The organism is Thermomonas carbonis (assembly GCF_014396975.1).
GTDB classification, from domain to species: Bacteria; Pseudomonadota; Gammaproteobacteria; order Xanthomonadales; family Xanthomonadaceae; genus Thermomonas; species Thermomonas carbonis.
Genome location: NZ_CP060719.1, coordinates 2,981,335 through 3,002,809, shown reverse-complemented (window position 1 = coordinate 3,002,809; position 21,475 = coordinate 2,981,335). Strand labels below are relative to the sequence as shown.

General features: G+C 66.8%; 18 protein-coding genes. 9 read left to right on the top strand and 9 right to left on the bottom strand.

Annotation, left to right across the window (positions count from 1 at the left end; genetic code table 11):
- Positions 1–43: 43 nt before the first annotated feature.
- Genes H9L16_RS13930 through H9L16_RS13920 form a run of 3 tightly spaced genes read right to left on the bottom strand, consistent with a single transcriptional unit; the run spans position 44 to position 2,956 of the window.
- Complete coding sequence (locus tag H9L16_RS13930; protein ID WP_187552252.1) at positions 44–616, bottom strand: peroxiredoxin; 573 nt, start codon at positions 614–616, stop codon at positions 44–46.
- Positions 617–672: 56 nt separating this feature from the next.
- On the bottom strand, positions 673–2,577 hold the full coding sequence (locus H9L16_RS13925) for a M56 family metallopeptidase (protein ID WP_187552251.1): 1,905 nt from the start codon (positions 2,575–2,577) through the stop codon (positions 673–675).
- Complete coding sequence (locus H9L16_RS13920) at positions 2,570–2,956, bottom strand: BlaI/MecI/CopY family transcriptional regulator (RefSeq protein ID WP_223158147.1); 387 nt, start codon at positions 2,954–2,956, stop codon at positions 2,570–2,572. The genes H9L16_RS13925 and H9L16_RS13920 overlap by 8 nt, the downstream gene beginning before the upstream one ends.
- A gap of 200 nt (positions 2,957–3,156) precedes the next feature.
- On the opposite strand from H9L16_RS13920, the gene H9L16_RS13915 reads away from it, so the two are divergent.
- Entirely contained in the window at positions 3,157–4,305 is a 1,149-nt protein-coding gene (locus H9L16_RS13915) for an NAD-dependent epimerase/dehydratase family protein (RefSeq protein WP_187552249.1), read from the top strand.
- A 15-nt stretch (positions 4,306–4,320) separates the two neighbouring features.
- Here H9L16_RS13915 and H9L16_RS13910 read toward each other — a convergent pair whose 3' ends face one another.
- Positions 4,321–5,391, bottom strand: coding sequence for a sensor domain-containing diguanylate cyclase (locus H9L16_RS13910; protein ID WP_187552248.1), 1,071 nt, complete (start codon positions 5,389–5,391; stop codon positions 4,321–4,323).
- 111 nt (positions 5,392–5,502) lie between these two features.
- On the opposite strand from H9L16_RS13910, the gene H9L16_RS13905 reads away from it, so the two are divergent.
- Entirely contained in the window at positions 5,503–5,769 is a 267-nt protein-coding gene (locus H9L16_RS13905) for a DksA/TraR family C4-type zinc finger protein (RefSeq protein WP_187552247.1), read from the top strand.
- A gap of 84 nt (positions 5,770–5,853) precedes the next feature.
- Here the strand turns inward: H9L16_RS13905 and H9L16_RS13900 are convergent, their stop codons facing one another.
- Positions 5,854–7,164: a hypothetical protein gene (locus H9L16_RS13900; protein ID WP_187552246.1), complete on the bottom strand. Its 1,311-nt coding sequence runs from the start codon at positions 7,162–7,164 to the stop codon at positions 5,854–5,856.
- Positions 7,165–7,477: 313 nt separating this feature from the next.
- On the opposite strand from H9L16_RS13900, the gene H9L16_RS13895 reads away from it, so the two are divergent.
- On the top strand, positions 7,478–9,217 hold the full coding sequence (locus H9L16_RS13895; RefSeq protein ID WP_187552245.1) for a M1 family metallopeptidase: 1,740 nt from the start codon (positions 7,478–7,480) through the stop codon (positions 9,215–9,217).
- A gap of 3 nt (positions 9,218–9,220) precedes the next feature.
- Here H9L16_RS13895 and H9L16_RS13890 read toward each other — a convergent pair whose 3' ends face one another.
- Positions 9,221–10,468: a TIGR03862 family flavoprotein gene (locus tag H9L16_RS13890; protein ID WP_187552244.1), complete on the bottom strand. Its 1,248-nt coding sequence runs from the start codon at positions 10,466–10,468 to the stop codon at positions 9,221–9,223.
- A 169-nt stretch (positions 10,469–10,637) separates the two neighbouring features.
- Between H9L16_RS13890 and H9L16_RS13885 the strand changes: the two genes are divergently transcribed.
- From H9L16_RS13885 to H9L16_RS13870, 4 genes are read left to right on the top strand one after another with little or no spacing between them, the layout of a single operon-like run.
- A complete protein-coding gene (locus H9L16_RS13885; protein WP_187552243.1) occupies positions 10,638–12,023 on the top strand; it encodes a M61 family metallopeptidase in 1,386 nt (461 codons plus the stop codon).
- A 30-nt stretch (positions 12,024–12,053) separates the two neighbouring features.
- Entirely contained in the window at positions 12,054–12,839 is a 786-nt protein-coding gene (locus H9L16_RS13880) for a dimethylarginine dimethylaminohydrolase family protein (RefSeq protein ID WP_187552242.1), read from the top strand.
- On the top strand, positions 12,836–13,600 hold the full coding sequence (locus H9L16_RS13875; RefSeq protein ID WP_187554204.1) for a sulfurtransferase: 765 nt from the start codon (positions 12,836–12,838) through the stop codon (positions 13,598–13,600). The genes H9L16_RS13880 and H9L16_RS13875 overlap by 4 nt, the downstream gene beginning before the upstream one ends.
- Positions 13,597–13,749: a hypothetical protein gene (locus H9L16_RS13870; protein ID WP_187552241.1), complete on the top strand. Its 153-nt coding sequence runs from the start codon at positions 13,597–13,599 to the stop codon at positions 13,747–13,749. Before H9L16_RS13875 ends, H9L16_RS13870 begins: the two co-directional genes overlap by 4 nt.
- Positions 13,750–13,756: 7 nt before the next feature.
- Here H9L16_RS13870 and H9L16_RS13865 read toward each other — a convergent pair whose 3' ends face one another.
- The 3 genes from H9L16_RS13865 to H9L16_RS13860 form a co-directional block, all read right to left on the bottom strand.
- Positions 13,757–14,896: a BaiN/RdsA family NAD(P)/FAD-dependent oxidoreductase gene (locus H9L16_RS13865; protein ID WP_229796565.1), complete on the bottom strand. Its 1,140-nt coding sequence runs from the start codon at positions 14,894–14,896 to the stop codon at positions 13,757–13,759.
- 58 nt (positions 14,897–14,954) lie between these two features.
- Positions 14,955–15,710: a type 1 glutamine amidotransferase gene (locus H9L16_RS16270; protein ID WP_229796468.1), complete on the bottom strand. Its 756-nt coding sequence runs from the start codon at positions 15,708–15,710 to the stop codon at positions 14,955–14,957.
- Between the two features lie 69 nt (positions 15,711–15,779).
- Complete coding sequence (locus H9L16_RS13860; protein ID WP_187552239.1) at positions 15,780–17,573, bottom strand: DEAD/DEAH box helicase; 1,794 nt, start codon at positions 17,571–17,573, stop codon at positions 15,780–15,782.
- A gap of 111 nt (positions 17,574–17,684) precedes the next feature.
- Here H9L16_RS13860 and H9L16_RS13855 point away from each other — a divergent pair, with 111 nt between their 5' ends.
- Both H9L16_RS13855 and H9L16_RS13850 read left to right on the top strand, forming a co-directional pair.
- On the top strand, positions 17,685–19,244 hold the full coding sequence (locus H9L16_RS13855) for a protein adenylyltransferase SelO (protein ID WP_187552238.1): 1,560 nt from the start codon (positions 17,685–17,687) through the stop codon (positions 19,242–19,244).
- Between the two features lie 292 nt (positions 19,245–19,536).
- Positions 19,537–21,426, top strand: coding sequence for an ATP-binding cassette domain-containing protein (locus H9L16_RS13850; protein ID WP_187552237.1), 1,890 nt, complete (start codon positions 19,537–19,539; stop codon positions 21,424–21,426).
- Positions 21,427–21,475: the final 49 nt, after the last annotated feature.

Here is a 21,475-nt window from a genome sequence, read left to right as displayed (position 1 = left end):
CGGCGTCCTGCGAGTGCCATCCACCGTCGCGCGGCGCCGTGGATCAGCCGCCGCTCGCCTTTGCCTTTGCCTTGGTCGGGGCGGGCCGCGCCAGCGCGGTGACCGCATCCAGCGTTTCCTTGACGTGCTGGTTGGGGTTCATCGCGTCATGCACATGGACGATCCTGCCGTCCTTGCCGATCACGTACGACGTCCGGCTGGAGAGATCCGGCTTCATGGTCATGGTGGCGTCGTAGGACTTGGCGATCTTCGCGCCGGTGTCGGCGGCGACCGCGAACTTGCCCGCGCATTTTTCGATGTCGCTGGAGAACTCCGCCAACCGTTCGGTATTGCCGGAGGTCATGCCGATGACGGTGGCACCCTGCGCCTTGAACTTGTCGATCGCCTGCGAGAACGCCGCGGCCTCGACATTGCAGCCGGCGGTGAACGCGGCTGGGAAGAAATAGACCACCACCGGACCCTTCTTGAGCGCGGCTGCGAGGTCGAAGGTGAACGGCTTGCCGGCCAGGTAGGCGGGTGCCTTGAACAGTGGGGCTTGCGTGCCCGGCTTGAGCGCGGCGAAGCAGGGGGCGGCGAGCAAGCAGGCGAGTGCGAATGCGGCGTATCGACGGGTCATGCGGGCGGCTCCGGTGCGGAGCCGCCACGATACCCCGATGCGCGTGATGGCGCGGGTCAGCGGCGCTTGACTGGCTGCGCCAGGCCGCGGGCGATGGCGTCGTCGATCAGGCCGCGGATGCGGGTGTCGGCGATGCCGGCCTCGCGTTCGATCTGGTTGCCCAGTGCTTCCATGTCGCGGCCGATCGCTTCCATCGGCTTTGCGGCGGCTTCCATCTCGCGAGCGACTGCTTCCATCTTTCCGGATTGCGCTTGCATGATCTCGGACTGCCGGTCCATCACGCTCGAGTGGCGGTCCATCTGCTCTGACAACAGGGCCATCTGCGTCGAAATCAGCTCCATGTCGCGCGACAATGCGCCGCGCCCGGCGTCGTCGGCCTTGTCCATCTTCCGGGCGAGCCGCTCCTGCTTTTCGGCCAACGCCTGCTGGTGCGAGGCGAGGTCTTCCAATTGCCGCCCTGCGGCGCGCATCTCCGGTGTTTCCACCGGTTCCATTCGCTCCATCCGCGCACCCAGCGCATCGAGCTTGCGCTGGTGCGGCTGCATGCGCACCTGCAGAGCGTCCATGCGCACTTCGAGTGCATCGACGGGCCCCCAGGCCTCGTCCACGCCGGCCAGCACGCCGGCATCGCGGACCACGTAGGCATCGCCACCGCGACGCACCCACAGGAAGTCGCCGTCGATGCCGTGGCGCAGTTGGCGGATGTCGGGGATGTCGTCGGTGCTGCCGCTCATGCGGAAGCCGGTGTCGCCCTTGCGCACCATCGCGTAGCCATTCGATGCGTCGATGCCGGCATGCAGCTTCTTGAGCCGATCGGCACGCGGTGGCGGCGGTGGCGGCGCTGCAGGTGCGGCAGGAGGCGCGGGCATGGCAGGAGGCGCGGGCGGGGCGGGCGGTGGCGGCGGTGGCGGTGGATACCGGGTGTCGGTGTGATCGACGGTCGGTGTCGCGGCGGGTGCGGTGGATTGGGCATGCGCATACATCGCCACGCCGGCCAGCGCCAGGCCCAGCAGAGGCAGGGACAGGCCGATGGCGAGCGGGTGTTGGCGCGGGCGGAGCAGGTGCTGGATGCGGGACATGAGTTGGCCTCCATGGGCGGCGTGCGCGAAGCGGGGAATGGGCCCGGCGGCGGTCGCGCCGAGCATGCGGTCGAGTTCGGACAGCGCGAGCGCAAGGCTGCGACGATCGCCCAGTGCCGTGGCGGCCAGGTCGTCGGCGATCAGTTCGCGTTCGTGGCGGATGCGGCGCGACAGCCACCACACCACCGGGTGGTAAAAGAGCAGGGCCTCGACCACGGCCTGCAGCAGGTTGACCAGGTAATCGTGGCGGCGGATATGCGCCAGCTCGTGGGCCAGCAGTGCTTCCAGCAAACCGGCCGGCATGCGCGCCAGCAAGGCCGCGGGCAGCAGCACCATTGGCCGCCACCAGCCGATCGCCAGCGGCGCGTCGCCATCGAACAAGCGCAGCTGCACGCCGCGCGGCAGGTTGAGTTGCGATGCCAGCGCGTCGGCTCGCGCCTGCCAGAGTCCGCCGGCATCGGGCCACGCTTGATGCTGCAGACGATGCACCCACCACAGCCCACCGGCCATGCGCAGGAACAACGTTGCGACCCCGGATGCCCACAGCAGGACGATCCACGGCAGGGTGTTTGCTTGCTGCATCGCCAGCATGTCGCCAACGGCATGGAGGTTCGCGACATCGGCCGGGGTGGCGGTCACGACGGGCAAGGCGGTATTGGTGCCGATGATCGGTGACGCCAGCAACCAAGCCACGGTCAGCATCGGCAACAACAGGGACGCGATGAGTGCCGTGCAAGCCACTGCGTAACGCGCCTGCGGACGCGCATTGCGCAACATCGCCAGGCCCAGCCCTGCGAGCAGGCCGAGCAACGTGCCCTGCCAGAGGAAATGCAGCAGGGCGCTGCCCAACGCGGGAATCACGGTCGCGGCCAGGTCATTCATCGCGGGTGTCCTCCAGGAACTGCTGGATCTCGGCGCGCTCGGCATCGCTGACGCGTCCACCGCGCAACGCTGCCATCACCAGCGCCTTGCCGGATCCCGCAAACGCCTTGTGGATCAAATCGTCCATCAATCGTGTCTGCAGCGGACCCTGCGCCTGAGCCGCCGCGTACACATGGGCGCGCTCGCGTTCGTCGCGCTTGAGCAAGCCCTTGCCGTGCATGATCTGCATCAGCCGCAACACGTTGGCGTAGGGCAGGTCGGGGCGTTCGCGCTGCTGCAATTCGTGGATCTGCTTTGCCGTGCTCGGGCCCTGCTGCCAGAGCGTGCGCAGCAGGTCGAGTTCGGCGGGCGTCGGTTTTGGCAGGCGGGGCGCGGGCATCGGCGTCATCGCTGTTTCGGTGTCGGGACGATGCCTCTTCTAGAAAATATTGTCTAGAAATATTTGTCTAGTTCCGACGAGCGGTCGATGGTCTCCGCGTCGCGCCCGCAGCGCGTTACCGACGGCACCCCGACTTTCGACATAAGCAGCATCCCCGAACCGGTGCGAGACTCGCCAGACACACCAGCCGGGGAAGGCATATGCGCAGCACGCGTCGGGATCTGCTGAAGTTCGGAACACTCGCCGCCGCTGCGGCAGCGCTGCCTTCCTTCGCATCGCCCGGCGCCGCTGCGTCGGCGATCGCCAAGGCCGCAAAGCCGCTGAACCTTCTTATCCTCGGCGGAACCGGCTTCACCGGCCCGTTCCAGGTGAATTACGCACTGGCGCGCGGGCACAAGGTGACCCTGTTCAATCGCGGCAAGCGGCCCTCGCCGGAATGGCCGGGCGAGGTCGAGCAACTGCACGGCGACCGCAACACCGGCGACCTGAAGTCGCTTGCCGGGCGCAAGTGGGATGTGTGCATCGACAACCCGACCACGCTGCCGTTCTGGGTGCGTGATGCCGCCAGGGTGCTGAAGGGCAATGTCGGCCACTACATGTTCATCTCGACGATCTCGGTGTATGCCGATGGCAGCAAGCACGGCATCGACGAAAACTCGCCGCTCGCGGTCTACAACGGCAAGGACGCGATGGCGGAAACGCAGGAGTCCATGCGCGCCGACATGGAGAATCTCTACGGCTCGCTGAAGGCCCTGAGCGAAGCGGAAGTGCGCAAGCATTTCGGCGAACGCAGCACGATTGTCCGACCCGGCTACATCGTCGGTCCGCGCGACGAGACCGACCGCTTCACTTACTGGCCGCTGCGGGTCGCGCAGGGCGGCGAGATCCTGGTGCCCGGCGATGGCCAGGATCCGATCCAGATCATCGATGGCCGCGACCTCGGCGAATGGATGATCCGCCTCGCCGAAGCGAAGGCGTACGGGATCTACAACGCGGTCGGCCCCGACTACACGCTGACCACCGACGCGATGATCTACGGCTGCCAGGCGGTGACCGCCAGCGGCATGCAACTGACCCACGTCACGCCGAAATTCGTCGAGGAGCAGAAGATCGAACTGCCGATCTGGGTGCCGCGTGCGGACAATCCGTATGCCGGCTATGGCACGGTCAGCAATGCGCGTGCATTGGCGGCGGGGATGACGCTACGTCCCTTGGCCACCACCGTGCAGGATTTGCTGGCGTGGTTCCGTTCGCTGCCCGCGGAGCGCCAGGCCAAGCCACGTGCCGGCATCACCCGCGAGAAAGAAACGGAATTGCTGGCGCTCTGGAAATCCCGCGCCGGCGCGTAGCCGGAACGCGCCGGTTCAGGCCGGTAGGCTGTCGGGCGTGGCGGCCTGGATGCGGTTGCGTCCGGCCGCCTTGGCCCGATAGAGCGCGCGATCGGCCGACTCCATCCAGGCGCGCAGCCCGGTACCCGCCAATGGCGGTTCGGCCATGCCGATGCTGACCGAGCACTGCACGGGCGCATCGTCCAGCTGCAGCGCCTCCACGCGCGCGCGGATGTCTTCGGCGACATGACGGCTGTCGGTCAGGGCCAGCGGCACGGCCACCGCGAATTCGTCGCCACCCAGCCGCCCGGCATGGCTGCCGTCCGGTACCGCGGCGCGGATCGCGTCGGCAATTCCGCGCAGGACGTCGTCGCCGGTGGCGTGGCCGTGGTGGTCGTTGATCGATTTGAACAGGTCGACATCGACCAGCAACAGGCTGGCCGGCGCGCCGGCCACCAGCAGGGTGGTCGCCTGTTCCTGCCAATGCCCGCGGCTCAGCAGGCCGGTCAACGCATCGTGGCGACTCAAGTCGTCCAGCCGCAGGTTCTGCTTCTGCACCTTGCGAACCAGCCGGTAGCTGGTGACGCTCACCGCGAGTGTATGGATGACCATCAGCGGCAGACAGGCCAGCAGCACCGGCGTGCTGGTGGCGATGTCGAGCTGGAAGCCCGTCAGCACGGATGTCACGAGGATCGCCACCAGCATGCCCAGCAACGAGCGCGACCACAGCCCGCGCACGCCTGCATTGATCTTGTCGGCGGTCGCCAAGGTGACCAGCATCGCCGACGGCAGCAAATTGAAGTGCATGATCGGCGCCAGGCTGGCAGCCATGGCCGAATCGATCATGAAATTGGTCAACTCGGCCCGATAAGGAACGCGGCTGTGCCTGGCGCGCAGCCAGGCGACATGCGGCCAGACCAGGCTGCAGAAGAGTGTCCATGCCCAGGCCGGCCAGCCGGTATCCAGTTCGTGCAGGACCACCAGCACGGGCAGCACCGCCAAGCCCATGCCGAGGGTGCGCATCGGATACGTGCGACGGTGCAGGTTGCGCAGGTGCGGCGGCACGTCGGTGCCGTCGCCGTCCTCGCGGTGGTTGGTGCGTGTCATGCCGGCTCCCCCCAGAGCAGCCGCCAGTGTGCGCGAGGACTCGCCTCGACGCCAACGCCACTGCTTGATTGCTAGGCTGCGTCGCTCATGAAGCTGAATCAGGAGCGAGCCATGGCGACCGGATGGGCCGGCGACGGCGCGGTGCAGGATCAGATCGATGCGACCGTGAAGGACGCGATCCAGCGTGCGCGCAGCCGCCTGCCCAGCGGCCCGGGCCGCACGCATTGCGAGGACTGCGATGCCGCGATCCCCGAGGCCCGCCGCAAGGCGATGCCGGGCGCTCGCCTGTGCTTGGCCTGCCAGGAGCTGCATGATCGCGATGAAGCGGGCACCGCCGGCTACAACCGTCGCGGCAGCAAGGACAGCCAGTTGCGTTGAATCGCCGCCGACCGGTCGCGCATCGACATCGCCAAAAGAAACGCCCGGCCGGAGCCGGGCGTGATGGTGCAGCGCAATGCCTGATCAGTAGCGGCTGATGTTGAGTATCGCGCCCAGAATCGCTGGCAGGATCACCGCCGCCCCGTTGTCGTAGCGTCCGTACTGGTTCCTGCGGTAGTAACCGTCGCGATAACCGCGTTCGAAGCCCTGCTGGAAGTAGTAGCGGTATTCGTCACGACCAACGTAGTAGCCGTTGTAACCGAAGGTGCCGTCCCGATAGCCATAGTTGCTCTGGTAGTCGAAGCGCCAGCGGTCGTTGAGATCGGCCTGACCGGCGTACCAACCTTCCCGATAACCATCGCGGATCGCCTGCTGCAACAAGTCCCGACCATAGCTGTTGGTCTGGTACCAGCGACCACCGTAGTTGTAGCGGTAGTTGTAGGCGGTCGAGTAGTACGGATCGTTGTAGTAGTCGTACCGCGAGGCATTCCAGCGCGACTGCTGCGCCAGCCAGCGGCGGTAGTAGTCCTGCTGGTAGCGGTACTGATGGCTGCGGCGCTGGCGTTCCAGCTCGCGGTTGCGCTGCTCCAGCTGCGAGCGGCGTCCCGATTCGCGGCGCTGCCACTCGATCGCCTGACGTCGCTGGTCGTCGATGCGGCGCTGCTGCTGGTCGCGCGAGATCCGGTCATTGCGGTCGTCGCGTCGGTCATTGCCCCGGTTGTTGCGATCATCCCGGCGGTCGTCGCGTGCATCGTTGCGGTCGTCGCGTCGATCGTCGCGCCGGCCATCGCGATCACGCTGGTCGGCGATGCGGCGATCCTGCTCGGCGCGTTCGCGGGCTGTGCGTTCATCGTTGCCGCGACGTTGCTCGTCGCCACGGCGATCCGCCTGCTGCTGGCGCTCGCGTTGCTGCTCGGCCATGCGCCGTGCGTTGGCTCCGCGCTGGCCGGCCTGCTCGCGACGCTGTTCGGCGATGCGCCGCTGCATGTCTTCGCGCTGCTGCGACTGGCGCTGGGTCGCGTCGTCGCGCTGGCGGGCCTGCACGTCCAGATTCTCGCGCCGCTGCTGCTCGCGTTCGCGGCTGCCCCGGTCCCAGTTTTCGCGGCGTTCCGGTTGCGAACGGCCATTGCCCTGCTGCAAGGCAGGACGCGGCTGCGACGCCTGGCGCTCTTGCACCTGTGGCTGCCGCTGCGGTTCCCTCGGGGGCGGTTGTTGCCGTTGCGGCTGTTCGCGGCGCGCTTCTTCGCGGTCGGCCTGCTGCTTGCGCGGCTTGCGGTCGTCGCGATCCTGGTTGCGATCCTGTTGCAGTGCGAACGCTGGGGCAGTCGCGCCGACGGCGAGCAAGGCCCCCATGAGCGAAACGGCCAATCGGCGGGCGGTGAAATGGCGGGTCATGAGCTTCTCCACCTGATGCTTCTCCATCGGCCGCGAACCATTCGCGCCGTGCGTGCAGTTAGCGGTGTGAAGGATGAATCAAACCTGAGATTTCCGTTATTCGCCCTGGTCGGCTCAGGACTTGAAAGCTCGTATTCAGATTCGGCCGAGAGTGCGTCCGATGGACGCCTTGCCGGGGTCGGGGCATGTTCCGGCCGATCAATGCCCGGGTGGTGATCTTCGCTTCCGGGTTCCTGCACCGCAGTGACCAAAGACAGGGTCGATGCCGCGCCCTGCATGCGAAAGTTGGCGATCGTTTACCCGGATCGTTGCCATGCCCCTTGCTCGTTGCCTGCTTGCCGCCGCACTCGCATCCTCCAGCCTCCTCGCGCAGGCAGCGCAACCCGCGCTGACCAGGATCACCGCGGCCAGCGGCCTGCCACGCGCACCGGAGCAGGAAGCAGTGACGTTCGAGCGCGCCGAGCTCTCATTCAAGGTCGATCCTGCGCGCAAGTGGCTGGAGGGCGACGCCACGCTGACCTTCCGCGCCGATACGCCGGTCGATCGCCTCGTGGTCGATCTGGATCGCAATTACGCGATTGATGCTGTCGAAGTCGACGGCAAGACGGTTGCCGCCGCCCAGTGGCGCAATCCCGAAGGGCGCATGACCATTGACCTGCCGGCTTCGCTCGCGGCCGGCACGCGCGCCACCCTGCGCATCCGCTATTCGGGCGCCCCGCATGTGGCCAACAAGGCGCCGTGGGATGGCGGTTTCGTGTGGGCGACGGCCCCGACTGGCGAGCCGTGGGTCGCCACCGCGGTCCAGGGCGAAGGCTGCGATCTGTTCTGGCCGTGCATCGACCATCCGCTCGGCGAACCGCGGGAAGTCGTGCAGCACATCACCGTGCCGAGTCCGCTGGTCGTGGCCGGCAACGGCATCGCCGAGGGGATGGAAGAGAAGAATGGCTGGCGCACCTACCACTGGCGCGCGAAGAATCCCAACACCTATGCGGTTTCCCTGAACATCGGCCCGTATGAACTGCTGCAGGGCGAGTACAAATCGCGTTACGGCAACACCATCCCGCTGCGCTTCTGGCACCTGAAGGGCAATGCCGCGAAGGCCGAGGGCCTGTTCGCCGAATTCACCCCGATGCTGGATTTCTTCGAGGAGATGATCGGCCCGTATCCGTTCGCCGACGAGAAGATGGGCGTTGTCGAAACCCCGCACCTGGGCATGGAACACCAGACCATCAACGCCTACGGCAACGACTACCGGAAGGGCGACGCCGGCTACGACTGGCTGTTGCAGCACGAACTCGCCCACGAATGGTTCGGCAACCAGCTGACCCATCGCGACTGGGACGACTTCTGGTTGCACGAGGGCTGCGGCAGCTACATGCAGCCGCTGTACCTGCAGTGGCTGCGCGGCGACATGGAGTACATGACGGCGTTGATGAAGCAACGTGCCGCGCTGGTCAACAAGTATCCGGTGATTTCCGGACGCGGCCTGCCAGAAAACGAGGTCTACAAGGCAGGAGAGGGGCCGGGCAACGATACCTACTACAAGGGTTCGCTGATGCTGCACACCTTGCGCGGGCAGATCGGCGACGACGCCTTCTTCCGCGCCATCCGCGAGCTGGTCTACGGCACCGCCACGCCCAAGCCCGGCAACTTCAAGTCGCGCCACGCCTCGACCAACGACTTCATCGCCATCGTCAACCGCATCACCGGCAAGGATTACCGCTGGTTCTTCGACGGCTACCTGCGTTCCGCGGCGTTGCCGGAATTGCGGGCCACCCGCGATGCCGGTGGCCTCTGGTTGCGCTGGAAGACGAAGGACGACACGCCGTTCCCGCTGCCGGTGCAGGTGCGTGTCGGTGACAAGGTCATCGATGTGCCGATGACAGATGGACGAGGCCGCGTGGAGTTGCCGGCGGCGGCGACCTACACGCTGGATCCGCATTCGCGCGTGCTGCGCGAATTGCCGCATATCGCAGAATTCCAGAAGGACACGGCTGACCGTGCGAAGGCGGCGGCGGAGAAGGCGAAGGCCGAGGCCGCCAGGAAACCCTGAAGCTCAGCGTGGCGTTTGCAGCCACGTCGCCGCGCCGCGCCCGGCGCGTAACCCGCTGGCGAAACACGCGGTGAGCAGATAGCCGCCGGTCGGTGCTTCCCAGTCGAGCATCTCGCCGGCGCAGAACACACCGGGCGCACCGCGCAGCATCAATGCATCGTCCAGTGCTTCCAACCGCACGCCGCCGGCGGTGGAGATGGTTTCCGCCATCGGCCGTGGGCGCAACAAGCGCAGCGGCAAGCGTTTGAGCGTACCGGCGACACGCGCCATGTCCTGCAGTGCCGGCTTGTCCAGCACTTCGTGCAGCAACGCGGACTTCGCGCCATCGATGCCGGCCTGGCGGCGCAGGTGCTCGCCCAGGCTGCGTCCATTGCGCGACTTTCCCAGATCCTGCTGCAATCGTTGCAGCGTACGGCCTGGGACCAGGTCGAGGTGCAGCATCGCTTCGCCATCGCGCGCGATCGCATCGCGCAGGTCGGCGGCGATGGCGTAGATCAAGCTGCCCTCGATGCCGGTTTCGGTCAATACGCATTCGCCTTGCAGGGCGTGTTGTACGCCGGTGGCATCGCGCCAGTGCGCGACGACCGGCTTCAGTGGCGCACCGGCGTGTTTGCTGGACAGGAAATCGCTCCAGCCGATGTCGAAGCCGCAATTGGCCGGTTGCAGCGGCGCGATGTCGATACCGCGCATGCCCAGCGTTTCCACCCATGTGCCATCGGAGCCGAGCTGCGGCCAGCTGCCACCGCCCAAGGCCAACACCACTGCCTCGGCCACGAACGATGTTTCGCCATCGGGAGTGTCGAAGCGCAGCGCGCCCACATCGTTCCAGCCCAGCCAGCGATGTTGCACGTGGAAGTGCACGCCGGCATCGCGCAGGCGGCGCACCCAGGCCCGCAGCAGCGGCGCGGCCTTGCGGTCCCTCGGGAACACCCGGCCGGAACTGCCGATGTAGGTCTCCACGCCGAAGCCACGCGCCCAATCGCGCAACGCATCGGCATCGAACTCATCGAGCCACGTGCCGATCTCGGGCGCGCGTTCACGATAGCGCGCATCGAACGTGGGGCGCGGCTCGGAATGGGTGAGGTTGAGCCCGCCCTTGCCGGCGATCAGGAACTTGCGGCCCACCGAGCCCTTTGCCTCGAACACGTGCACGTCGATGCCGGCTGCGCAGGCGGCATCGGCGGCCATCAGGCCGGCGGGGCCGCCGCCGATGATGGCAAGGCGGGCAGGGTGGCTGGATTCGGGGGGCATCCGCACATGATGCCGCGACTGCAACCGCCGGCGCATCCGTCGTATCCCTTGCGCAACGTTCTCGTGGATGCCTTCGATGTTGCGCTTGCCGTACGGGTTGGCCCTGTGCCTGCTGTTGCCGCTCTCCGCCGTTGCCGCCGATTGGGACGGCGAACCGAATCGCTAACGCGTGCGCGTCGATGCACAGGCCTCGCGCGCCGTGGTGGAAGCCGACCTCTGGCAGCAGAGCGACATGCTGTCGATGTACAACGTGATGGAGGTACCCGGCTTGCCGAACGGGCAGGCAAGTCTGGTCGAGGGCCTGCGCGCCGCCGATGCGAAGGGCGCGACGCTCGCGCTCAAGGACCGGGGCGCTGGCGACTTCGGCATTGCCGGTGGCCAACGCATCCGCCTGTCGTACACGGTGCGTCTCGAACACGACAAATACCCGTGGCCGGCCGGTATGGAAGAGGTGTCGTATCGCACCGACGAAGGCATGATGGCCACCGGTGCGGCGCTGTTCTTCGCCGATGGCGATGCGCCGGTGCAGGCGCCGATCGAAGTCGACTTCGACCTTCCGCGCGGCTGGCAGGCACGCACGCCGTGGACCAGCGCGGGCGATGGCGACCGTTTCCGCGTCGACTCGCGTCGCGAACTCATCAGCAACGCGCTGTTCCTCGGCACCGCGCATGCGGAAACCTTTGATGCCGGTGGCGTGGAATTGACCCTGGTGCTGGGCGAGCGCTATCGCAGGAGCCTGCCGCTGTTCGTCGACCTGCTAAGCACCCAGTTGGCGAGTTATGCCGAACTGTTCGGCGGGCCGCCGCTGTCCAGGCGCTATCTGATCATCATCAACGAACACGCAAGCGGCGACGGCGGTGCCTTCGCCAGCAGCTTCAGCCAGTTCGTGCAGGGCGATGCGGATGAACGCAATCGGGTGATCTGGGGCTATGTGATGGCCCACGAACTGCTGCATTTCTGGAACGGGCTCAGCATCGTCCCCGCTGATCATCGCGAGGAATGGTTCAAGGAAGGCGTCACCGACTACCTCACCATCGTGACCCTGGCCCGCAATGGCTGGCTGGACGAAAACCTGCTGTTCAAGCGGCTGGAGAACGTGCCGCGCCGTTACCTGATCGCGCGTTACGCCCAGAACCTGCAGATGAGCGTGCGCGATGCTGGCAAGGACAAGCAGCCCAACCGGCAACTGGTCTATGGCGGCGGCAGCCTGGCCGCGCTGGCGCTGGATGTTGCCCTGCGCGAGCGCAGCGGCGACAGAGTCGGCCTGCCGGAATTCATGCGCGCGTTGCATGCGGAGTTCGGCAAGCCCGGCAAGACCTACGCGCTGGCGGACCTGGAGCGAATCGCCAAGGCCCTGACCGGCAGCGACTTCTCCGGATTCTTTGCAGGCACCGTCGGCAGCGAATCGTATTTCGACATCCGCCCCAGCTACGCCGCGCTGGGGCTGCGCATGGACAGCTTTGCCGAGGAAATGTTCATCAATCGCGAGCCGGATGCCAGCCCGGCCCAGCGGGCCCGCTTCAAGGCGGTGTTCGGCAGCCCCGCGGTGCGCTGATCCCCGCGGTGGCCGGCTTACAATGGCCCGATGTGGATCGCCATCACCCGTGAAGTCAGCCCGGCGCTCGCCGCGTGCCAGTTGTCGTTCGTCGAACGCGACGCGATCGACGTCGATCGCGCACGCGCGCAACACGCGGCCTATCGTGCCGCACTCGAGGGGTTGGGTTGCCGGGTGTTGGAACTGCCGGCCGAGGCGGCCTGGCCGGATTCGGTCTTCGTCGAGGACGTGGCGCTGGCCTTCGACGAGCTCGCCATCGCGACGCGGCCGGGTGCGGAGTCGCGTCGTGATGAGGGCAGCGCCGTGCTGGAGCTGCTCGGCAGCGTCCGCGCCGTGTCGAGGATCGAAGCGCCGGGCACGCTCGATGGTGGCGACGTGCTGCGCATCGGCAAGCGCGTGTTCGTGGGCATTTCCGCGCGCAGCAACGCCGCCGGCCACGGCCAGTTGCGCGACTTGCTGGCACCGCATGGCTACACGGTGGAATCGGTGGCGATGCGCGACTGCCTGCACCTGAAGTCCGCGGTCACCCAGGTCGGCGAGTCCACGGTGCTGGTCAATCCGGCCTGGGTCGACATCGGGCCGTTCGCCGGCTACGACTGCATCGAGATCGATCCCACCGAGCCGCATGCCGCCAATGCGGTGCGGGTGGGCGATGCGCTGCTCTACCCGGATGGCTTCCCGCAAACGTTGGCGCGACTGCGCAGCGCCGGCATCGATGTCACCACGGTGGATGTTTCGGAGCTGCAGAAGGCCGAAGGCGCAGTGACCTGTTGCAGCATCCTGTTGCGCAGTGGCGCTGCCCCGGCCTCAGCGTGATCCTCAACATCGCCGCCTACCTGTTCGTTGCCATCGACGATGCCGATGCACTGGCCGTTCGCCTGCGCGAGCGCGCCGAAGCCGATGCCTTGCGCGGCAGCGTGCTGGTCACCCCGGAAGGCCTGAACCTGTTCCTGGCCGGCGAAGTGTCCGCGCTGCACGGTTTCCTCGGGTGGCTGCGCGACGACCCGCGCTTCGCCGCCCTGCAGGTCAAGGAAAGCTGGAGCGAGACCGTGCCCTTTGCACGACTCAAGGTGAAGCGCAAGGACGAGATCATCGCGTTCCGACGCGAGCATGCTTCGCCGCTGGACAGCGGCGAACGTGCGCCCGCCGTAGCGCCCGCAACGCTGGCACGCTGGATCGAACAAGGCCATGACGATGCCGGCAAGCGGCTGGTCCTGCTGGACACCCGCAACCGCGAGGAATTCGGCTTCGGCAGCTTCGCCGGCGCGCTGACCTTGCCGATCGACAATTTCACCGACCTGCCCGATGCGCTGGCCGCGCATCGCGAGGCATTGGCCGATGCGACCGTGGTCAGCTTCTGCACCGGTGGCATCCGCTGCGAGAAGGCCGCGCTGTGGCTGCGGCATGACGGCATGGACAACCTGCTGCAACTGGACGGTGGCATCCTGGGCTACTTCGAGGCCGTCGGCGGTGCGGGCTATGACGGGGGCTGCTTCGTGTTCGATGAGCGCGTCGCATTGGATCCGCAATTGAAACCACTGGTGGATGGAATGACGACGAAGGAAGCGGCCGCATGAGCTGGATCGGCATCGTGGTGCTGATCCTGGCGATCTACGCCGCGATCAAGGTCGTCGGCGCGCTGTTCAAGATCGCGCTCTGGGTCGCCATCCTCGGATTCGCGTGGTGGTACTTCGGTCCGATGATCGGGATTCCGTTCCCCTTCTGACGCAGCCTCAAGCGGCGAGCGCGGTTCCCGCGGCATGCCCGCTGGCCCAGGCCCACTGGAAGTTGTAGCCGCCAAGCCAACCGGTCACGTCGACCACCTCGCCGATGAAATACAGGCCCGGCACGTGCCTGGACATCATCGTGGTGGATGACAGTCCGTCGCTATCGACGCCGCCCAGGGTGACTTCCGCGGTGCGGTAGCCCTCGGTGCCGCTGGCGATCAAAGGCCATGAGGACAACAAGTCGGCGATGCCGCGCAGCTCGGGCGGGGTGTACTGGCGCAGCGGCTTGCTGGCGATCCAGTGCTCGCACAGGCGCTGGGCGAAGCGCTTGGGCAGGACTTCGGCCAGCAGCGTCTTCAGTTCTGCATCGCGTCGCGTGGCCTGCCATTCGCGCAGCTGCGCCTCGGCATCGATGCCGGGCAACAGGTCGAGTCGCAGGTCATCGCCGGGTTGCCAGTAGGAACTGACCTGCAGGATCGACGGTCCGCTGATCCCGCGATGGGTGACCAGCATGAAGTTGCGGAAGCTGGTGTCGTTGCAGCGTGCCTCCACCGGCAGCGAAACCCCGGCCAGGTCCTGCAGGCGTTCGGCGTGCTTGCCGGTCAGGGTCAGCGGCACAAGGCCGGCGCGCGTCGGCAACACCTCGTGGCCGAACTGTTTCGCAAGGGTGTAGCCGAAGCCGGACGCGCCCATGCTCGGGATCGACAGCCCGCCACTGGCAATGACCAGCGACGGCGTCACCAGGCGGCCTTGCGCGGTGTGCAAGCGGAAACTGCCATCGTCCAGGTGCTCGACGCGCTCGATCGTGCACTGCGTGCGGACTTCGACGCCTGCGGTCGCGCACTCGTCCAACAGCATCTTGACGATGAGTTTCGAGGACTCGTCGCAGAACAGCTGGCCCAGTTCCTTCTCGTGGTAGGCGATGCGGTGGCGCTCGACCAGTTCGATGAAATGCCAGGGCGTGTAGCGCGCCAGCGCCGACTTGCAGAAATGCGGGTTCGCCGACAGGTACTGCGCGGGCGTGGTACCGGTATTGGTGAAATTGCAGCGGCCGCCGCCGGACATCAGGATCTTCTTGCCGACCTTGTTGGCGTGGTCGACGACCAGCACGCGCAGGCCGCGCTGGGCGGCGGTGATCGCCGCCATCAAGCCGGCCGCGCCAGCGCCGATGACGATGGCGTCATGGGCCTTCTCGGTCACGCGCTCAGGCCCATTCGCGCGAGGGCAGGGTGTAGCGCCGCTGCGGCCTGCCGACCAGGTCGAGGAAATTGTTGAACACCGCGTCCGCCTGCTGCTGCATCGCGGCGATGTGCCGCTTCGTCTGCGTGCGGATCGCATCCGCATCGTGGGCAAGGCCGGAGGCCGCCAGTTCGTCGCGATACACGGGATTGGCCAGCCAACGTTCCACCAGTTGTTCGTCCATCTCCAGGTGGAACTGGAAGCCGTAGGCGTTGTCGCCGTAACGGAAGGCCTGCTGCTCGCACTGCGGGCTGCGCGCAAGGTGGACGGCATCCTTGGGGATATCGAAACGGCAGCCGTGCCACTGGAACACCGGGGTGTCTCCCTGCAGCGGCGCGAGCACGGGGTCGGACAGGCCTCCGTCGGTTTTCTGCAGCGGATACCAGCCGATTTCCGGCACATCGTTGCGCGACACCGGCGCGCCAAGCACATGCGCGAGTAATTGCGCGCCCAGGCAGATCCCGAGCACCGGCTTGCCCTGCTCGAGCATGCGTTCGATGGCGCGCATCTCGTTGGCCAGATGCGGGCGCTGCGGATGATCTTCCACGTTCATCGGCCCGCCCAGCACGATCAGGCCGCGATAGCGGTCGACGTTGAGCTGTGCGTCCGGATGCCGGTCGAAATTCTTGAAGCGGATCCGGTGCCCGCGCCGCCGGATCAGCGGATCGAGCGTGCCCAGCGGTTCGGCGGCGACGTGCTGGAAGACGAGGAGGCGCGGCATGCGACGACTATGCCAAACGACGCTGCCTCATCGCCAATCGCGATGGGGCATGCGCCTATTCGCGTCTGCTCAGGAGCGCGGACCGCGCGGCTTGAAGCCACCCGGCTTGCGCGGCCCGCCGCCGGGACGGTCGCCGCGCGGCGGGCCGAAGCTGCGCTTGGCCTTGGGCGCGTCGATGTCGGCATTCTCGGCGGGGCGCATCCGCAGCGGACGGCTGGCCACGCGAACGGTCTGCATGTGCTGCAGCAGGTCGGCCGGCATGCCATCGGGCAGGTCGACCAGGGTGAAGTCGTCGCGGATGTCGATGCGGCCGATGAAGCGCGCTTCCAGGTCGGCCTCATTGGCGATGGCGCCGACGATGTTGCCCGGCTGCACGCCGTGCTGGTAGCCAACCTCGATGCGGTAGGTCTTCATGCCGACTTCGGGGGCGCTGGGATCACGCGGGGCGCGTTCGCGCACGGGGCGCTCGCCACGATCCGGGCGTTCGCTGCGTTCACGCGGCTCACGCACCTCGAAGCTGCGCTCCGGCATGGTCGGCTTGGCCAGCAGCAGCGGCGTCTTGCCCTGCACCAGTTGCGCCAGCGCCGCGGCGATCTCCACCGCAGGCACGTTCTTCTCGCGCTCGTAGCGCTCGACCAGGTCGCGGAAGATCGACAGGTCGTCGCTGGCCAGCGCGCCCTCGATCTTGTCGAGGAACTTGGCGACGCGGCGTTCGTTGACCGCATCGACGCTGGGCAGCTGCATCTGCTCGATCTTCTGCCGGGTGGCGCGCTCGATCGCGCCGAGCATGCCGCGCTCGCGCGGGGCCACGAACAGGATCGCCTCGCCCTTGCGACCGGCGCGACCGGTGCGGCCGATGCGGTGCACGTAGCTTTCGGTGTCGTACGGGATGTCGTAGTTCAGCACGTGGCTGATGCGGTCCACGTCGAGCCCGCGCGCGGCCACGTCGGTGGCCACCAGGATGTCGATCTGGCCGTCCTTCAGGCGCTGGATGGTGCGCTCGCGCATCTTCTGGTCGACGTCGCCGTTGATCGCCGCGGCGGAGAAACCCCGGGCGGCGAGTTTTTCGGCCAGTTCATCGGTGCCCAGCTTGGTCCGCGCGAACACGATCATCGCCTCGAACGGCTCGGCTTCCATGATCCGGGTCAGTGCGTCCAGCTTGTTGATCCCGCTGACCATCCAGAAGCGCTGGCGGATGTTCTCGGCGGTGGAGGTCAGCGACTTGATCGCGATCTCGACCGGCTCCTTCAGGTAGGTCTGGGCGATGCGCTTGATCTGCGACGGCATCGTCGCCGAGAACAAGGCGACCTGGCGGGTTTCCGGGGTCTTCTTGAGCACAGCCTCGACATCGTCGATGAAGCCCATCCGCAGCATTTCATCGGCTTCGTCGAGCACCAGCATGCGCAGCGCGGACAGGTCCAGCGAGCCGCGCTCGAGGTGGTCGATGACCCGGCCCGGGGTGCCGACCACCACGTGCACGCCACGCTTCAGCGCGCTCAGCTGCGGCTGGTAGCTCTGGCCGCCGTAGATCGGCAGCACGTGGAAGCCGGGGATGTGGGTGGCGTACTTCTGGAACGCCTCTGCGACCTGGATCGCCAGTTCGCGGGTCGGCGCCAGCACCAGCACCTGCGGCTTGCTCGCGGCGGCATCCAGCAGGGCCAGGGCGGGCAGGGCGAACGCGGCGGTCTTGCCGGTACCGGTCTGCGCCTGGCCGATCATGTCGCGGCCGGCCAGCAGCGGCGGGATGGTCGCGGCCTGGATCGGGCTGGGGGATTCGTATCCGACGGTGCGCAGGGCCTGCAGCAGGGTCTCGGGCAGGCCAAGGTCGGAAAATTTGATGTCGGGTGTGGCGTCGGCGCTCATATGCGTCCCATGTTGCTGATTCTGCGGGCGTGTCTGCCACAGATTTGACCGCACAGTGTACGCCCGCTGGCTTGGGCTGAGGCTCCCACGCTCGTGCAGCTACCATGACTCATGCACTTCCCGACCTTTGACAACAGCTTCCTGCGCGCCTTGCCCGGCGACCCGGAAACGCGCATTTTCCCGCGCCAGGTGCAGGCGGCACTGTGGTCTGCGGTCGAGCCGACCCCGGTCGAAGCGCCACGCTTGCTGGCGCATTCGCGAGAAATGGCGGCGGAACTCGGCTTCAGCGAGGCCGACCTGGTATCGCCCGAATTCGCCCGGGTGTTCGGCGGCAACACCTTGTTACCCGGCATGCAGCCCTTCGCGACGAACTACGGTGGCCACCAGTTCGGTCATTGGGCGGGGCAATTGGGCGATGGGCGGGCGATCAGCCTGGGCGAGGCGATCCTGCCGGATGGCCAGCGTCGCGAGCTGCAACTGAAGGGCGCCGGGCCGACCCCGTATTCGCGCAGCGCCGATGGCCGCGCGGTGCTGCGCTCCTCGATCCGCGAATTCCTGTGCAGCGAGGCCATGCACCACCTCGGCATTCCCACCACCCGTGCGCTGAGCCTGGTCGGCACCGGCGAAGGCGTGGTCCGCGACATGTTCTACGACGGCCATCCGCAGCTCGAAGCCGGGGCCATCGTCTGTCGCGTCGCGCCGTCATTCCTGCGTTTCGGCCATTTCGAGTTGCCGGCCATGCGCGGCGATATCGAGCTGCTGCGCCGGCTGGCCGACTTCTGCATCGCCCGTGATTTCCCGCATCTGCAGGGCCATGGCGAGGCGCTTTATGCCGACTGGTTCGCGGAGGTCTGCGAGCGCACCGCGCGCCTCGTCGCCGGCTGGATGCGCGTGGGCTTCGTCCACGGCGTGCTCAATACCGACAACCTGTCGATCCTCGGCCTGGCCATCGACTACGGCCCGTACGGCTGGATCGACGCCTACGACCCCGACTGGACGCCGAACACGACCGATGCTGCGGGCCGGCGTTACCGCTTCGGCTGGCAGCCGCGGGTGGCGTACTGGAACCTGGGCCAACTGGCGCGGGCCTTGTCGCCGCTGTTCGCCGATCCGGCACCGTTGCAAACCGGGCTGGAGCGCTTTGCCGCCATCTATACCGCGGCCGATCGCGACAACACCGCCCGCAAACTGGGGTTGGCCGAATGCCGGGACAGGGATGTCGACCTGCTACGCGATCTGCATGCGCTGCTGCAGACGCACGAAGTGGACATGACGCTCTGGTTCCGTGCGCTGGCCGATATCGAACCGGCACGGCCTTCGCTGGCTCCGCTGGAAGACGCCTTCTACGACGCCGACAAGCGCGTGGCGGGCGAACCTGCGTTCGACGATTGGCTGGCGCGTTACGCCACCCGTCTGAACGAAGATCCGCTTGTGGCCGATGAGCGTCGCGCCCGCATGCACGCGGCCAATCCGAACTACGTGCTGCGCAACTGGCTGGCGCAGGAAGCCATCGACCGTGCCGATGCCGGCGACATGGCCGGCATCGGTGAATTGCTGGAGGTGATGCGCCGGCCTTATGACGATCAGCCGGGCCAGGAACGATTCGCGGGGAAACGCCCGGACTGGGCGAAGGACAAGGCGGGTTGCTCGATGCTGTCCTGTTCCTCGTAGCCCGGACAAGCGGAGCGCATCCGGGAGGCACGTGAATCCCGGGTGCGGCCTGGCAGCCTTAACCGGGCGACAAGGGCTTACTTGCCCTTCTTTTCCTTCTTCGCCGCGCGCTTTTCCTTCAGGTTCTTTTCCGGCTTCTTCTTTTCGCTTTTCTTCTGGTCCATGCCCTTGCTCATGGCGATCTCCGGTCGAGTGGGTGGGTGGTGCTGGGCGCAAGCCTACCGCGACCGCGTGCGCACGGGAACGATCATGCACGCGGGTTTGCGATGACGCCGGCACGTACAATGCGCGGATGCCTTTGATCACTTTGCAGGGCCTCGACTACAGCGTCGGCGGCCCCTTGTTGCTGGAACACGTCGACCTCACCATCGAAGCGGGCGAGCGTATCGCCCTGATTGGCCGCAACGGTGCCGGCAAGTCGACCCTGATGAAGCTGCTGGCCGGCGAAATCAAGCCGGATGACGGGGAGGTACGCGTCGAGGGTGGCCGCCGCATCGCCCGGCTGGAGCAGGAAGTCCCGCTGGACGCGGCTGGCAGTGTGTTCGACGTGGTCGCCGCCGGGTTGGGCGATGTCGGTGCCCAGCTGGCGCACTACCACCACCTGATCCATGCCGAGCACATCGACATGGACGCACTGGCCGAGGTGCAGGCGAAGATCGAGGCCGCCAACGGCTGGTCGCTGGACCAGCGGGTCATCGAGACGCTGGAGCGGCTCGGGCTGGATGGCGATGCCGATTTCGCCGCGCTCTCGGGCGGGATGAAGCGGCGGGTGTTGCTGGCGCGCGCGCTGGTCTCGCAACCCGACCTGCTGCTGCTGGACGAGCCCACCAACCACCTCGACATCACCGCGATCAACTGGCTGGAGGGCTTCCTCAAGCAGTGGAGCGGGGCATTGGTCTTCGTCACCCATGACCGTCGCTTCCTGCGCGCGCTGGCGACCCGCATCGTCGAGATCGACCGTGGCCAGGTCACCAGTTGGCCCGGGGACTGGGACAACTACCAGCGTCGCAAGGAAGAACGGCTCAACGCCGAAGCCCAGGAAAATGCCCGCTTCGACAAGCTGCTGGCGCAGGAAGAAGTGTGGATCCGCCAGGGCATCAAGGCCCGCCGCACCCGCGATGAAGGCCGCGTTCGCCGCCTGAAGGCAATGCGCGAGGACCGCGCGGAACGGCGTGCGCAGACCGGCAATGTGAAGATGGCGACCGCGCAGGCGGGCGAATCCGGCAAGAAGGTGATCGAGGCCAAGTCCGTCGATTTCGCGCACGGCAGCAACGTGCTGGTGCGCGATTTCAGCACCGTCATCATGCGCGGCGACCGCATCGGCCTGGTCGGCCCCAACGGCAGCGGCAAGACCACCTTGCTGAAGTTGCTGCTGGGTGATTTGCAGCCACAGGCCGGTGAGATCCGCACTGGCACCCAGTTGCAGATCGCCTATTTCGACCAGTACCGCGCCACCCTGCGCGAGGACTGGAACGCCATCGAAAATGTCGCCGAGGGGCGCGAGTTCGTGGAAGTCGGCGGCAAGCAGAAGCACATCATCGGCTACCTGCAGGACTTCCTGTTCACCCCCGAACGCGCCCGCGCGCCGATCACCCGCCTGTCCGGCGGCGAACGCAACCGCCTGTTGCTGGCGCGGCTGTTCGCGCAGCCGTCCAACCTGCTGGTGATGGACGAACCGACCAACGACCTCGATGTCGAAACCCTGGAGTTGCTGGAAGAACTGCTGGGCGACTATCCCGGCACCCTGCTGCTGGTCAGCCACGACCGCGATTTCCTCGACAACGTGGTGACCTCGACGATCGTGATGGAAGGCGATGGCCGGATCGGCGAGTTCGTCGGTGGTTACAGCGATTGGTTGCGGCAGGCGGCGGCATCGGCGGAGCGCCAGGTGCTTGCACAGGCCAGGCCCACACCGGCGGGTGCCGGCTTTGCCGCTGCGCCAGCGGCGTCTTCACAGCCGAAAGCCAAGCGCAGCTTCAAGGAACTCAAGGAGCTGGAGCAGTTGCCGCTGCGCATCGAGACCCTCGAAACGCAACTTGCGGGGATGGCCAAGCGCATGACCGAAGCCGGTTACTACCAGCGTGATGCCGCCATGGTCACCGCGGACAACATCGCGATGGCGGCTGCGCAGGCCGAACTCGATGCCGCCTACCTGCGCTGGGAAGCGCTCGAAGGTGGCTGAGCCGCGACGCTGGCCACGATTTACCCGGGTGATGCATCCGGGTCTGGCC

Coding starts and splice junctions, on each gene's coding strand:
- H9L16_RS13930 (WP_187552252.1), bottom strand. CDS start 616: ATGACCCGTCGATACGCCGCATTCGCACTCGCCTGCTTGCTCGCCGCC.
- H9L16_RS13895 (WP_187552245.1), top strand. CDS start 7,478: ATGCCCCTTGCTCGTTGCCTGCTTGCCGCCGCACTCGCATCCTCCAGC.
- H9L16_RS13870 (WP_187552241.1), top strand. CDS start 13,597: ATGAGCTGGATCGGCATCGTGGTGCTGATCCTGGCGATCTACGCCGCG.
- H9L16_RS13925 (WP_187552251.1), bottom strand. CDS start 2,577: ATGAATGACCTGGCCGCGACCGTGATTCCCGCGTTGGGCAGCGCCCTG.
- H9L16_RS13920 (WP_223158147.1), bottom strand. CDS start 2,956: ATGCCCGCGCCCCGCCTGCCAAAACCGACGCCCGCCGAACTCGACCTG.
- H9L16_RS13910 (WP_187552248.1), bottom strand. CDS start 5,391: ATGACACGCACCAACCACCGCGAGGACGGCGACGGCACCGACGTGCCG.
- H9L16_RS16270 (WP_229796468.1), bottom strand. CDS start 15,710: ATGCCGCGCCTCCTCGTCTTCCAGCACGTCGCCGCCGAACCGCTGGGC.
- H9L16_RS13880 (WP_187552242.1), top strand. CDS start 12,054: ATGTGGATCGCCATCACCCGTGAAGTCAGCCCGGCGCTCGCCGCGTGC.
- H9L16_RS13890 (WP_187552244.1), bottom strand. CDS start 10,468: ATGCCCCCCGAATCCAGCCACCCTGCCCGCCTTGCCATCATCGGCGGC.
- H9L16_RS13905 (WP_187552247.1), top strand. CDS start 5,503: ATGGCGACCGGATGGGCCGGCGACGGCGCGGTGCAGGATCAGATCGAT.
- H9L16_RS13855 (WP_187552238.1), top strand. CDS start 17,685: ATGCACTTCCCGACCTTTGACAACAGCTTCCTGCGCGCCTTGCCCGGC.
- H9L16_RS13865 (WP_229796565.1), bottom strand. CDS start 14,896: ATGGCGGCGATCACCGCCGCCCAGCGCGGCCTGCGCGTGCTGGTCGTC.
- H9L16_RS13915 (WP_187552249.1), top strand. CDS start 3,157: ATGCGCAGCACGCGTCGGGATCTGCTGAAGTTCGGAACACTCGCCGCC.
- H9L16_RS13860 (WP_187552239.1), bottom strand. CDS start 17,573: ATGAGCGCCGACGCCACACCCGACATCAAATTTTCCGACCTTGGCCTG.
- H9L16_RS13900 (WP_187552246.1), bottom strand. CDS start 7,164: ATGACCCGCCATTTCACCGCCCGCCGATTGGCCGTTTCGCTCATGGGG.
- H9L16_RS13850 (WP_187552237.1), top strand. CDS start 19,537: ATGCCTTTGATCACTTTGCAGGGCCTCGACTACAGCGTCGGCGGCCCC.